Source organism: Pseudomonas sp. FFPRI_1 (genome assembly GCF_055384485.1).
Genome location: NZ_AP029168.1, coordinates 2,054,103 through 2,066,348 on the forward strand (window position 1 = coordinate 2,054,103; position 12,246 = coordinate 2,066,348).

At 64.0% G+C, this 12,246-nt stretch carries 11 protein-coding genes and 1 pseudogene; 4 read left to right on the forward strand and 8 right to left on the reverse strand.

Going from position 1 to position 12,246, the window contains the following annotated elements:
- The first annotated feature begins 71 nt into the window (after positions 1-71).
- Both ptrR and ACZ5BO_RS09310 read left to right on the forward strand, forming a co-directional pair.
- Entirely contained in the window at positions 72-953 is an 882-nt protein-coding gene (gene ptrR, locus ACZ5BO_RS09305) for a putrescine utilization regulator PtrR (protein ID WP_025132202.1), read from the forward strand.
- A gap of 134 nt (positions 954-1,087) precedes the next feature.
- Positions 1,088-1,216 (forward strand): PA1414 family protein, encoded by a 129-nt coding sequence (locus ACZ5BO_RS09310; RefSeq protein WP_011059908.1) that lies wholly within the window; start codon positions 1,088-1,090, stop codon positions 1,214-1,216.
- A gap of 87 nt (positions 1,217-1,303) precedes the next feature.
- On the opposite strand, the gene ACZ5BO_RS09315 is transcribed toward ACZ5BO_RS09310, so the two are convergent.
- The 5 genes and pseudogenes from ACZ5BO_RS09315 to speB all read right to left on the reverse strand — a co-directional run bounded on the left by ACZ5BO_RS09315 (position 1,304) and on the right by speB (position 5,233).
- Positions 1,304-1,564 (reverse strand): acyl carrier protein, encoded by a 261-nt coding sequence (locus ACZ5BO_RS09315; RefSeq protein WP_025132203.1) that lies wholly within the window; start codon positions 1,562-1,564, stop codon positions 1,304-1,306.
- A gap of 26 nt (positions 1,565-1,590) precedes the next feature.
- Entirely contained in the window at positions 1,591-1,857 is a 267-nt protein-coding gene (locus ACZ5BO_RS09320) for a hypothetical protein (RefSeq protein WP_025132204.1), read from the reverse strand.
- A gap of 305 nt (positions 1,858-2,162) precedes the next feature.
- Complete coding sequence (locus ACZ5BO_RS09325; RefSeq protein ID WP_025132205.1) at positions 2,163-3,542, reverse strand: sodium:solute symporter family protein; 1,380 nt, start codon at positions 3,540-3,542, stop codon at positions 2,163-2,165.
- A 365-nt stretch (positions 3,543-3,907) separates the two neighbouring features.
- Positions 3,908-4,134 (reverse strand): annotated as a pseudogene (locus ACZ5BO_RS09330) (DUF4440 domain-containing protein); the annotation flags it as partial.
- Between the two features lie 148 nt (positions 4,135-4,282).
- Positions 4,283-5,233, reverse strand: a complete 951-nt coding sequence (gene speB, locus ACZ5BO_RS09335) for an agmatinase (protein ID WP_025132207.1) — start codon at positions 5,231-5,233, stop codon at positions 4,283-4,285.
- Positions 5,234-5,611: 378 nt separating this feature from the next.
- Between speB and ACZ5BO_RS09340 the strand changes: the two genes are divergently transcribed.
- The gene (locus ACZ5BO_RS09340; RefSeq protein ID WP_025132208.1) at positions 5,612-6,505 is read left to right on the forward strand and encodes a LysR family transcriptional regulator; all 894 of its coding nucleotides are present in this window, start codon (positions 5,612-5,614) and stop codon (positions 6,503-6,505) included.
- 13 nt (positions 6,506-6,518) lie between these two features.
- A complete protein-coding gene (locus ACZ5BO_RS09345; RefSeq protein ID WP_025132209.1) occupies positions 6,519-7,118 on the forward strand; it encodes a tRNA-uridine aminocarboxypropyltransferase in 600 nt (199 codons plus the stop codon).
- Positions 7,119-7,221: 103 nt separating this feature from the next.
- On the opposite strand, the gene ACZ5BO_RS09350 is transcribed toward ACZ5BO_RS09345, so the two are convergent.
- From ACZ5BO_RS09350 to ACZ5BO_RS09360, 3 genes are read right to left on the reverse strand one after another with little or no spacing between them, the layout of a single operon-like run.
- Positions 7,222-8,577 carry an HlyD family type I secretion periplasmic adaptor subunit gene (locus tag ACZ5BO_RS09350; RefSeq protein ID WP_025132210.1) on the reverse strand — a complete coding sequence of 452 codons (1,356 nt, stop codon included), beginning with the start codon at positions 8,575-8,577 and terminating at the stop codon, positions 7,222-7,224.
- 16 nt (positions 8,578-8,593) lie between these two features.
- Entirely contained in the window at positions 8,594-10,753 is a 2,160-nt protein-coding gene (locus ACZ5BO_RS09355) for a type I secretion system permease/ATPase (RefSeq protein ID WP_025132211.1), read from the reverse strand.
- Between the two features lie 18 nt (positions 10,754-10,771).
- Positions 10,772-12,148 carry a TolC family outer membrane protein gene (locus ACZ5BO_RS09360; RefSeq protein ID WP_025132212.1) on the reverse strand — a complete coding sequence of 459 codons (1,377 nt, stop codon included), beginning with the start codon at positions 12,146-12,148 and terminating at the stop codon, positions 10,772-10,774.
- Between the last annotated feature and the right edge of the window lie 98 nt (positions 12,149-12,246).

A 12,246-nucleotide genomic window follows, 5' to 3' on the forward strand; every position in this document is an offset into this window, starting at 1 on the left:
CAGGCTAGAGCTGATTGACTTTCTTTAAAAATGAATAATAGTGAGTAACTTGTTCAGTTTTGGAGAATCTTGTGGAGTTCAGTCAACTGCGCATCTTCCAGGCCGTGGCCGAAGAGGGCTCCATCACCCGTGCCGCCGAGCGCCTGCACCGAGTGCCCTCGAACCTGTCCACCCGCCTCAAGCAGTTGGAGGAGCAACTGGGAGTCGAACTGTTCCTGCGTGAGCGCCAGCGCCTGCAGCTGTCCCCGGCGGGCAAGGTACTGCTGGATTACGCCGCCCGGCTGTTTGCCCTGCACGATGAGGCCCAGGCTGCGGTGCAGGGGGGGCAGCCGGCGGGGGAGTTCGTCCTGGGGACCATGTACAGCACCGCGGCGATTCATTTGCCGGCGTTGCTGGCGCGCTACCACCGAACCTATCCGGCCGTGAATCTGCAGGTACAGTCCGGGCCCAGTGGCGAGCTGCTTGAGGGGCTGCTGACCGGGCGCCTGGATGCAGCCCTGGTGGACGGCCCCCTGGCGCTGGCAGGGCTGGACGGCGTGCCTTTGTGCGATGAGACCTTGGTCCTGATCAGCGAGGCCGATCATCCGCCGGTGCGCAGTGCCCTGGATGTGGAAGGGCGTTCGGTGTTCACCTTTCGCCAGGGCTGCTCCTACCGCATGCGGTTGGAATCCTGGTTTGCCCACTACCACGCGGCCATGGGCCGGGCCATGGAGATCGAGTCCTACCAGGGCATGCTGGCCTGCGTGATCGCCGGGTCCGGAGTGGCGTTGATGGCGCGTTCGATGCTCGACAGCCTGCCGGGGCGCGAGAGTGTCGCGGTGCATGCCCTGGCCGAGCCGTTCGCCCGTGCCACCACTTGGCTGATGTGGCGCAAGGGCATGGTGGGCGCCAATCTCAATGCCTGGATCGAACTGCAGCAGGCGGCCGCCGGCCAGGTGCGGGCCGCAGGGTGAATCCCCGTGGTGGATTGGCCTGAATCCAGTAACAGTTCATTGCTATTGAGGGGCAGCGCGCAGGAAAACTTAGGACTATCATCTGCATGAGGCGGCGCAGTATCGCCGCTCGGCACGACCCTTGAGGGGGCACTATGAAAGACAAACTGCAAAGCTGGCTGCACGACCTTGGCGTCGCACTGGGCCTGATCGAGCCACCGCTGCAACCGGTGCCGATTCCTACCGATGAAGAACTGCGGCGCCGTCAGCAACGCCGCCGTTGAGCCTGCTGCGAGAGCGGAGTGAAGGCTCCGGCTCTCGCCTGCTTCGCCCGAGATTGCGCTCCGATGCCTGTGCATCGGTTGCCGCGCTCAACCCTCGTTCTGCCACGAAATCATCAGCACGAACCGGATCAGGTCGTCGACGCTGTGCATCTGTTCGACCCAGTGTTCCTCTGCCCGCGGCGAGAGGCTCAGGTCGAAGCGATCTTCCAGGCGCCACAGCAAGGCCTCGATATCCTCGATGTCCAGCCCCAGGTCCCGCAGGCGACTGTTGTCGTCAAGCACGCGCGGGCTGTCCAGCCAATGCTGGATGAGCTGGTATACCGCCTGGCGAGCGTCGGCGCGATTCATGGCAGGCCTCCCGCTGGTTCAGGAGGTCAGGAGTGCCGGGGCTGGCGGGCATCGCTACGGCGGGTCTTTTCTAGGATGAACTGACTCAGATCGCTGATGGAGCTGATCCAGTACAGGTCGTGCTCGGGGTCGAGCTGGATGTCGAACTCGCATTCCAGGCTGTAGAGCAGGGCCTTGAGATCCAGGGAGTAACTGTCGCTGCTGCAGGCCTGGGAAGGGGGGATGGACCATTTCAGGGCCATTTGCGCGTCGATGGAGCGCTGGATGCTTCGCTGGATATCGAAACGGTCCATAAATACCTCGGGACAGGAAAGAACTTCTTGTTGTTGTGTGACCCTGTCCAAGGGGATGCGATAGCACGTGCAGACGCTGCCAGCGATCCTTGTACTGTCCCGGTGATGGAACAGTCGTCGCTGAACCTCAGTACAGCACAGCTTATTTCTCCCTGAGGTGACCATTCGTCAATTTTCTCACCCGGCGCAACATGCCTGCAGGCCAGGGGCGGCAGGGCCTGGGGCGTTTTCTGCAGGCGAAAAAAAACGGGTGCAGCCACCGACGCTGCACCCGCCGAAGAAAACTTCAGGTGTCCGAGTTCAACTCAGACCGCGTTGCTCAGGGGCGCCGTACGGCGCGAGACCAGGCTGACCACCACGAAACTCGCCAGGCCCACGGCCAGGCTGTAGTAGATCGGCGTGTTGGCATCCAGGCCATCCTTGAACATGAACACCAGGGCGGTGACAAAGCCCAGGCCCATGCTGGCAATGGCCCCGGAGGTGGTGGCGCGCTTCCAGAAGATGGCGCCGATCAGCGGGATCAGCATGCCGCCCACCAGCAGGTTGTAGGCCAGGGTCAGGGCGCTGATGACGTCATTGACCACCAGGGCGATGCCCAGTACCAGGATGCCGGTGAGGAAGGTGAACAGGCGGTTGATCCCCAGGCTCGATTGCTTGCCGCCTCGCAGTTTCGGTAGCAGGTCTTCGGTCAGGGTGGTGGATGCGGCCAGCAAGCCGGCGCTGGCGGTGGACATCATTGCCGCCAGGGCGGCCGCGATCACCAGGCCACGGATGCCGTCCGGCAGGGCGGCTTTGACGATGGCGGCGAAAGCGTTGTTGACGTTGTCCAGATCCGGTAGCAGAACATGGGCGGCCATACCGATCAGGGCGCAGACCAGACCGTAGAGAATGCAGTAGAAACCGGCCAGGGTGCCGGCGTACTGCGCGACTTTCTCGGTCTTGGCGGTGAACACCCGTTGCCAGATGTCCTGGCCGATCAGGATGCCGAAGAAGTAGATCATGAAGTAGGTGATGATGGTGTCCCAGCCGATGGTGGTGAAGCTGAAGCTGGACGCCGGCAGCTTGGCCACCAGTTCATCCCAGCCGCCCACGCGGTACAGGCAGATCGGCAGCAGGATGAACATCAGGCCTACGGTCTTGATCACGAACTGGACGATATCGGTCAGGGTCAGGGACCACATGCCGCCAATGGCCGAGTAGACCACCACCACGCCGCCGCCCAGCAGTACCGAGATCCAGAACGGCAGGCCGAACAGCACCTGCAGCACGGTGCCGATGGCGAGGATCGAGGTCACGCCGATCATCAGGGCGTAGGCCAGCATGATCACCGCACTGGCCTGGCGGGCCATGGGGTTGTAGCGCTTTTCCAGGACCTGGGTCACGGTGAAGATCCGCAGCTTGAGCAGGGGTTTGGCGAGGAACAGGTTCAACGCCATGATGCCCAGGCCCAGTGCTGCGCACAGCCAGAAGCCGGAGATGCCGTGGACGTAGCCCAGGCGTACGGTGCCGACGGTCGAGGCGCCGCCCAGTACGGTGGCGGCCATGGTGCCCATGTACAGGCTCGGGCCGAGGTTGCGGCCGGCCACCAGGTAGTCCTCGTGGGTCTTGGCCTTGCGCATGCCGTAGTAGCCGAGCACGAGCATGCCGGCGGCATAGATGAGTACGACAAATAAATCTAAAGCCATGATGGCGTGTCTCCGATTATCTTTTTTATGTGAAACAAACAGTTCATGCAGGTGCTGGCTGTGCAGCGAAGGCGTGCTCAAGTCTTCTACAAGGCTCAAGGGCTCTATCGCGGGGCAGCGGCTGGAGGCTATCCGGGCAGTAGGGCGCGACCCGCCGGCAGCCTGCTGAGACAGCGGCTGACGATGCTGGAGTGCGCAGCTTTGAGGGGGGCGCCAGCCTTGCTGGACAGGCCGGCGATCAGGCGAAACAGGTCGCAAGGCCTGGTGTCGCGCTGGTGTTCGAGGATCGGTCCGATCCTGCTGGTTGCGATGTGGCTAAGGCGTTTTTCTTTGTTGTTATTCATGATCTGCTCCGATCACATTGGCTAAGGGGGTGGCAGCCCTTCCGGCATAGCGGACAAATGGTTGTGACAGGCCAGCCAGAGGCCTTGTTGTTTTGTGCAAGACACAAGGGTCTCGCGTTCCTGGCTGAAGTCTTGCTCCCCTTGCATGCGCAGCGGCGTGGCTACGTCATGAGTCAACCCGACGACGTCTCCTTGTGGGCGGACGCCGGCGTTGTTCGAGGTGTGCAGCACAGCACCTCGAAACCATCCCTTCCCGTCATCGGCCTGGCCAATGCCTTGCCGGCATTGGGCAACAGCCACCGAGGACGGGGTACAGACGAAGCGAGCAACGACACTGGGCGCCGAAAACGACTTGGCGGCGTTAGGCATGTGCGCTTGCTCGCTCCTGACCGGCTCTCAACGATGGGCTACGCCGGGCAGTACGCAGAGCATTTCGTACAGCAGGTTGGCGCCCAGCAGCGAGGTGTTGCCGGTGGTGTCGTAGGGTGGCGAGACTTCCACCAGGTCGCAGCCCACCAGGTCCAGGCCCTGGCAACCGCGGACGATCTCGATGGCCTGGATGGTGGTCAGGCCGCCGATTTCCGGGGTGCCGGTGCCTGGGGCCCAGGCCGGGTCGATGCCGTCGATGTCGAAGCTCAGGTACACCGGGCCGTCGCCGACTTTCTCGCGGACTTCGGCCATCAAGGGTTCCAGGGACTTGTGCCAGCACTCCTCGGCCTGGACCACACGGAAGCCCTGTTTGCGGCTCCAGTTGAAGTCTTCGGCGGTGTAGCCCTGGGCCCGCAGGCCGATCTGCACCACCCGGTCGCAGTCCAGCAGGCCTTCTTCCACGGCGCGGCGGAAGGTGGTGCCGTGGGCGATCTTCTCGCCGAACATGTGGTCGTTGACGTCTGCGTGGGCATCGATGTGCACCAGGCCGACCTTGCCGTGTTTCTTGTGGATCGCCCGCAGGATCGGCAGGGTGATGGTGTGGTCGCCGCCCAGGGTCAGGGGGATCACTTTGTTTTCGAGGATGCGGTCATACGCCTCTTCGATGATGCGCACCGCGTCCAGCAGGTTGAAGGTGTTGATCGCCACGTCACCGATGTCGGCCACGTTCAGTGAGTCGAACGGCGCGGCGCCGGTGGCCATGTTGTAGGGGCGGATCATCACTGACTCGGCGCGGATCTCCCGGGGGCCGAAGCGGGTGCCGGCGCGCAGCGAGGTGCCGATGTCCAGCGGTACGCCGACGAAGGCAGCGTCCAGGCCGGCAGCGGTGGGAACATGGGGAAGACGCATCATGGTGGCGATGCCGCCGAAGCGCGGCATTTCGTTGCCGCCCAGTGGTTGGTGGAGAATCTTGTCCACGGGATAGGCCTCATCGTTGTTTTATTTATGGGTTCGGCGGCGCAGCAGGTCCTGCCCGTCCGACCGAGTGGGGCCGATTCTGCGAAATGCACGGGCGGAAAAGAATCGCTACGGACAAATACTTAGTTCAGATTTTTCTAAACTAATGGCCGGCAAAGAAGCTAGACTCCGCCTCCGCAGCGCCAGTGCAGTTTTCCCATTGCTACGGGGACAGGCTTTGCGGGCCGCTACAACCTCGGCGCAGCGAACGTCGGGATTGACCCAGGAGCCAACAATCACGGAGCGATGAGCGGTACCCCACAACTCGGACCCGGCTGATTGCCGCCGTCGCCGAGGTTGGCGGAGGATGGTGTCTTGAACGTTTGACTGGAGCCTGTCATGGCCAACGCTTTACCTGATCTGAAACTATTGCGCATCTTCGTCAGCGTGGTGCGGCATCAGGGGTTCGCCAATGCCCAGCACGAACTCAACCTCTCGACGTCGGCCATCAGTACCTACATGAGCCAACTGGAAGCCTCATTGGGCCTGGTGCTCTGTCACCGTGGCCGCGGCGGTTTCAGCCTGACCAGCAAGGGCGAGCTGTTTCACCAGGAAACCCTGCGCCTGCTGGGGGAGCTGGAGGGCTTTGAACAGTACGCGGCGGCCCTCAAGGGCGAGTTGCGCGGGACCCTGAACCTTGGGGTGATCGACTCCACGGTCAGCGACCAGGCCTTGCCGTTCGCCGAGGCCATCGGAGCCTACAGCCAAGAGCATCCGGCAGTGCACCTGCACCTGTCGGTGATGAGCCCTCACGAGCTGCAACTGGGGGTCCAGGATAACCGCCTGGACCTGGCCATCGGGGCTTTCTCCACACGCATGAGCGGCCTGGTGTACATGCCGCTGTACCGTGAACAGCACTGGCTGTACTGCAGCAACCGCCATCCGCTGTACAGCGAACGGCGCATTCCCGAACAGGTCATCACCCAGCAGCGCATGGTCGGCCGGGGCTACTGGAGCCAGGCCGAGCTGGCCCGACATGGCTTCAAGCACAGCGCGGCAACGGTGGAAAGCATGGAGGCGCAGTTGATCCTGGTGCTTTCCGGCGCCTACATCGGCTACCTGCCGGAGCACTACGCCCAGGCCTGGGCCGACAAGGGCGATTTGCGCGTGCTGCTGCCAGCGACCTTCGGCTACCAGGCGCCGTTCTCCATGATCATGCGCCGCGGTCGCGGTCGTGAACCCTTGATCCAGACCTTCCGAGATCTGCTCAAGGCCCAGCTCAATCAGGCGTAAAGCAGGAGTGTCCATGTCCCGAGCACGTTGTCAGCGTTGCCTGCGCCCCGCAGGCCATTGCCTGTGCCCGTTGATCCCGCAGTTGCCGAGCCGCACCCGGGTCCTGCTGTTGCAGCATCCCAGTGAGGTCAACCACGCCTTGAACACGGCGCGCCTGGCGGCACTGGGGTTGAACAATGCCGAGCTGATCGTCGGCGAGGTGTTCGAGGACCTGCCGGCGCTGCTTCAGCGCCCTGGTTACCAGGCTCGGCTGCTGTTCCCGGCGGACGATGCCCAGCCACTTGCAGCCTATGCTGCGAGCCAGGAGCCGCTGCTGCTGGTGGTGCCCGATGGCACCTGGCGCAAGGCGCGCAAGTTGCTGCACCTCAATCCGCTGCTGGCGGCCTTGCCCCGGGTGACCCTGGCGGCGGCGACAGCCTCGCGCTACCGCTTGCGCAAGGCCCCAGGACCGGGCGCCTTGTCGACCCTGGAGGCGATCGTCCAGGCCCTGGAGGTGCTGGAAGCTCCGGCCTCGTTCGAGCCCTTGCTGCGGCCGTTCGAGGCGCTGATCGAGGGGCAGATCGCGGCAATGGGCGAGGACACCTACCAGCGCAACCACGGCGCCCAACCGTGACTTCTTGCCTGTAGACGCGGGCTTGCCCGCGAAAGCACTTTCAAACCTGCTGCAACGTCAGAGGCCCTCTACGCCGGCAAGTCGGCTCCCGCCTACGCTGCAGTCAACGCTCGCGCATGGCTTCGGTGCGGGCCTTGAGCACCGGCTTGAGCAGGTAGTCGAGCACGCTTTTCTCACCGGTGATGATGTCCACCGTGGCCACCATGCCGGGGATGATCAGCAGCGGCTTGACGTCGCCCCCCAAGTGGTTTTTGTCGGTGCGCACCTGGATCAGGTAGAAGCTGTTGCCCTTGTCATCGGTGATGGTGTCGGCGCCGATCAGCTCCAGCTTGGCGCTCAGGCCGCCGTAGATGGTGTAGTCGTAGGCACTGAACTTGACCATGGCTTTCTGTCCGGGGTGGAGGAAGGCCACGTCCTGGGGGCGGACCTTGGCCTCGATCAGCAGGTTGTCTTCCAAGGGCACGATTTCCACCATATCGCTGCCGGGCTGGACCACGCCGCCAATGGTGTTGACCTTGAGCTGCTTGATCACCCCGTGGACCGGCGACACCACCGTGGTGCGGTTGACCCGGTCGTCGATGGCGATGCCCGAGGCGGTGATCTTCGACAGGTCGGTGCGCTTCTCGTTGAGTTCCTTGGCGGCGTCGGAGCGGAAGGTCTGCACCGATTCGTCGATCTTGCTCTTGATCTCGTTGATCGCCGATTCGGCCCGTGGGATGGCCAGGGTGGTGGCGTCCAGGGAGCCGCGGATCTCCACCGCGCTGCGCTTGAGCCGCAGGATCTCCACCGGTGACACGGCGCCCGTGCCCACCAGCGGCGTCGACATGTTCATCTCCTGGTTGAGCAGGGCCAGGCTGGAGCTATATTGCCCCTGCTTGGAACGGAACTCCGCCAGTTCCTGGGTCTTCTGCCGCAGCTGTTCGCTCAAGGTGCGCTGTTCGCTGGCCAGCCGCCGCTGGCGCTGCTCGTACAGCGAGCGCTCGTCTTCCGCCACTTGCGGGGCCTTGCCGAGCACTTCGGCCGAAGGCACGAAGGGCTTGCCCTCGGCTTCGGCGGACAGGCGCTCGACCTGGGCCATCAGGGCAAAACGGTCGGCCTCGCTCTCGCCCTTGTTCGAACGAAAGCGCGTGTCATCCAGGCGCAGCAGGGTCTGGCCCTTGTCCACCATCTGTCCTTCCCGGACGAAGATCTCGGTGACGATGCCGCCCTCCAGGTTCTGGATCACCTGGACCTTGCTCGAAGGAATGGCCTTGCCTTCGCCCATGGTGACTTCCTGCAGCACGGCGAACCTGGCCCACAGCAGGGCGCTGAGGATCAGCGCGGCGGCGATCCACACCGTCAGCCGTGAGCCGCGCGCCGAGTCCTGCAGCGAGGCGCCGGCGGTTTCCGGCATGAATTCGCTTTCCGCGCTCTTGCGAAAGCTGCCCAAGTAACCGCGCAACGACGATGGCATTGGCATGTTCGCTTCCCCCGGGCTAGACGGCCGCAGAGCCGACACGGCCCTTGCGCAGTGCATCGATGACCGCGTCTTTCGGTCCGTCGGCGACAATCCGTCCTTCGTCCAGCACCACCAGGCGATCCACCAGGCTGAGCATCGAGGTGCGGTGGGTTACCAGCAGCAGGGTCCTGCCCTGGACCTTGGCCAGCAAGCGCTGGCGCAGGGCGTCCTCACTGCTGTTGTCCATGGCGCTGGTGGGCTCGTCCAGCAGCAGGATCGGCGGGTCGAGCAGCAGCGCCCGGGCCAGCAGCACCGCCTGGCGCTGGCCGCCGGACAGCAGTTGCCCGCGTTCGCCCACGGGCCGGTCGAAGCCCTGGGGATGCTGGCGGGCCAGCTCGGTGACGCCGGTCAGCTCGGCGACTTCAAGCATCCGCGCGTCGCTGATGTAGCGTGCGCCCAGGGTCAGGTTGTCGCGCAGGCTGCCGGCCAGCAGCGGCAGGTCATGGGCGACGTAGCCGATCTGCTGGCGCAGGTCGGCCACGTCCAGTTGGCGCAGGTCCAGGCCATCCAGCAGCACCTGGCCTTCTTCCGGGGTGAGGAAGCCCATCACCAGTCGCGCCAGAGTGCTCTTGCCCGAGCCGCTGCGGCCAATGATGCCGACCCGCTCTCCGGGTTGCAGGCTGAAGCTGATGTTATTGAGGGCCGGGGTGCCTTGCCCGGGGTAGTGGAAGGTCACCCGGCTGACCTCCAGGGCGCCTTGCAGTTGGGTGCGCTCCAGGGGGCGCTGGCGGGCATCCCGCTCCTGGGGCAGGGCCATCAGTGCATCGGTGCTGCGCATGGTCAGCTGCGCCTGTTGGTAGCGGGTGATCAACCCGGCAATCTGCCCCAATGGCGCCAGGACCCGGCTGCCGAGCATGTAGCTGGCCACCAGGGCGCCGACGCTGAGGTTGCCGGCGATGATGCTGTAGACCCCGGCGACGATGGTGGCCATGCCGGCCAGTTGCTGGATGAACAGGGTGCCGTTGGTGGCCAGGGCCGAGAGGTTGCGGGCATGGCTGTCGAGGCGGGTCAGGGCGCCGTGGGTGCTTTCCCACTGGTGTTGGCGTTCGCTCTCGGCACTGCAGGCCTTGAGGGTTTCCAGGCCACCCAGGGTCTCGATCAGCAGGGCCTGGCGCACGGCGCCCAGGGCCAGGCTCTTTTGCACGGTATCGCGCAGGCGCACCTGGATCACCAGGGCAAAGAGAATGGTCAACGGAAAGGCCAGGACCGGGATCACCACCAGCCAGCCGCCGAGCAGGCCGATCACCACCAGCATCAGCAGGGCGAAGGGCAGGTCGATCAGGCTGGTCAGGGTGACGGCGGTCAGGAATTCCCGCAGGCCCTGGAAGTCGTGGATGCTCTGGGCAAAGCCGCCGATGGTGGCCGGGCGGGCCTTCATGTTCATGCCGGTGATGCGTTCGAACAGGGTGGCGGAGAGGATCACGTCGGTTTTTTTACCGGCCTGGTCCAGCAGGTGGGCCCGCAGGATGCGCAGCACCAGTTCGAAACCGGTGCCGATCAGCAGGCCCAGGGTCAGGACCCACAGGGTCGAGGTGGCCTGGTTGGGCACTACGCGGTCGTAGGTCTGCATCACGAACAGCGGCACCATCAGGCCCAGCAGGTTGATCAGGAAACTGGCGAGAATGGCGTCGCTGTAGAGCCAGCGGGAGAGTTTCAGAGTGTCGCGAAACCAGGCGTCGACCCGGGGCACCAAGGGGCTGCGCAAGTCTTCGAGTTCATGGCGGGGGCGGGCAAACAGGGCCTGGCCGCTGTATTCCCGGGCCAGTTCTTCACGGCTGACCCATTGCTCGCCGCCTTCGGCTTCGCTGGGCAGGAGCAGCGCCTGGTCGTTCTCGCCCCAGCGCCGCAGCACCGCACAGCGGCCGCCGTGGAGGATCAGCAGCACCGGCAGGTTGAGGGCCGAAATCGCCTCCAGCGGGCGGCGCAGCAGGCGAGCCTGGAGGCTGGCCCGGGCGGCGGCCCGGGGCAGCAGGTCGAGGCTCAGGCGCTGTTTGTCCAGGGGCAGGCCGGCACTCAGGCTGCCCCGGCTGACGTTGCAGCCGTGGAGTTTGCACAGGATCAGTAATCCGTCCAACAACGGGTCATCAAAGCTGGCACGAGGATCGGCGTGCTGGCTCCCGGGTTCGATGCTGGTCAAATTGAGTCCTCCACGGGACTACTTCATTTCCGGCAAGCGCGCCTCGCTCTTCACTTCGCTCTGGGCGATGGCTTCGGCCGGTACCACGACTTTTTCCTTGTTCAGCAGCTCACCCATGTTGGCCAGTACCCGGTACATGGAGAACTCCTCGGTGTAGCGCACCTCGGTGTAGCGGCGGTTGGCGTTGTACAGCTCGTTCTCACTGTCCAGGAGGTCGAGCAGGGTGCGTTGGCCCAGACCGAACTGATCCTGGTAGGCGGCCCGCACCCGGGTGGTGGTTTCCGCGTATTCGCGGGCGGTGGGGGTTTGTTTCTTGGCGTTGAGCATGGCGTTCCAGGCCAGGGTGATGTTCTCGTTGAGCATGCGCAGGGCGTTGTTGCGGATGTCCATCGCCTGGTTGATCTTGTGCGCGTCGGACTGCAGGCGAGCCTTGTCGCTGCCGCCGCGGAACAGGTTGTAGTTCATGATCACCCCGACCCGCCATTCGTTGTCATGGCCCAGGTCGCCTTGCACATTGTCGTTGGCGTTCACCGCGGCTTCGGCGTCGAAGCGGGGGTAGAACGGCGACTTGGCCACCTCGTACTGGCTTTCCGCGGCCTGGATATCAGCCTGGGCGGATTTCAGATAGGGGTTGTTCAGCAGCATGCTCTGCTTGGCATCAGCGATGGTTTGTGGCACTTCGCCGCGAATCGACGGCAGGGTTTCCAGCTCGTCGGGCAGGCGCCCCACGGCGCTATAGAAGTTGGCCTCGGCATCGGCCAGGTCGACCTGGGCGGTGTCGTAGTTGTTTTCCGCCAGGGCACGACGGGCCTTGGATTGATCGAGGTCGGCAATGCTGCCCACGCCCTGCTTGCTGCGCAGGCCGATCTGGTCGTTGACCCGCAAGTGAGCCTGCAGGTTGTTCTTGGCCAGGGTCACCAGTTCACGGCGCTTGAGCACCTCCAGGTACACCTCGATGGTTCGCAGGGCCAGGCTCTCGGCGGTGCCGCGGGTGTAGTAGGCCCGGGAGTTGACCACCGACTGGGTACGCCCGACTTCATTGGCGGTGTTGAAACCGTCGAACAGCATCTGCCGCAGGCGCAGTTCCGACTGGGTGTAGTTCAGGGTCTCTGTGTTGTGGTTGCCGGTGCCACGCGCCACCCCATAGCCCCGGGTGGTGGTGTTGTCGCTGTAGCCCCGACCGTAGCCGGCATTGAGGTCCAGGCTTGGGTAGAAGCCGCCCTTGGCCACTTTTACATCCTCATCGGCGGACAGCCGGTTGTTCTGGCTGGCGCGAAGCTCCGGGTGGTTGTCCAGAGTGCTCTGGATCGCTTCGGTCAATGACATGGCCTGAGCCGGGTTGGCGCACAGCGAAGCCAAGAGAATCGCACCGCTGAGGGGGGTGAACGCGCGCATGGGTGTCTCTCCCTGATCCTGTGAAACACAGTTTTCGTCAAAAATATGACTAAAAATTGAGACTTGAACCGTCTCATCTTGTTTACAACAGAGCTAAG

What these genes read in the sequence shown, in the direction of transcription:
- ACZ5BO_RS09310 (WP_011059908.1), top strand. Translation starts at nt 1,088, where the DNA reads ATGAAAGACAAACTGCAAAGCTGGCTGCACGACCTTGGCGTCGCACTG.
- ACZ5BO_RS09315 (WP_025132203.1), bottom strand. Translation starts at nt 1,564, where the DNA reads ATGAATCGCGCCGACGCTCGCCAGGCGGTATACCAGCTCATCCAGCAT.
- ACZ5BO_RS09320 (WP_025132204.1), bottom strand. Translation starts at nt 1,857, where the DNA reads ATGGACCGTTTCGATATCCAGCGAAGCATCCAGCGCTCCATCGACGCG.
- ACZ5BO_RS09325 (WP_025132205.1), bottom strand. Translation starts at nt 3,542, where the DNA reads ATGGCTTTAGATTTATTTGTCGTACTCATCTATGCCGCCGGCATGCTC.
- ACZ5BO_RS09340 (WP_025132208.1), top strand. Translation starts at nt 5,612, where the DNA reads ATGGCCAACGCTTTACCTGATCTGAAACTATTGCGCATCTTCGTCAGC.
- ACZ5BO_RS09345 (WP_025132209.1), top strand. Translation starts at nt 6,519, where the DNA reads ATGTCCCGAGCACGTTGTCAGCGTTGCCTGCGCCCCGCAGGCCATTGC.
- ACZ5BO_RS09350 (WP_025132210.1), bottom strand. Translation starts at nt 8,577, where the DNA reads ATGCCAATGCCATCGTCGTTGCGCGGTTACTTGGGCAGCTTTCGCAAG.
- ACZ5BO_RS09360 (WP_025132212.1), bottom strand. Translation starts at nt 12,148, where the DNA reads ATGCGCGCGTTCACCCCCCTCAGCGGTGCGATTCTCTTGGCTTCGCTG.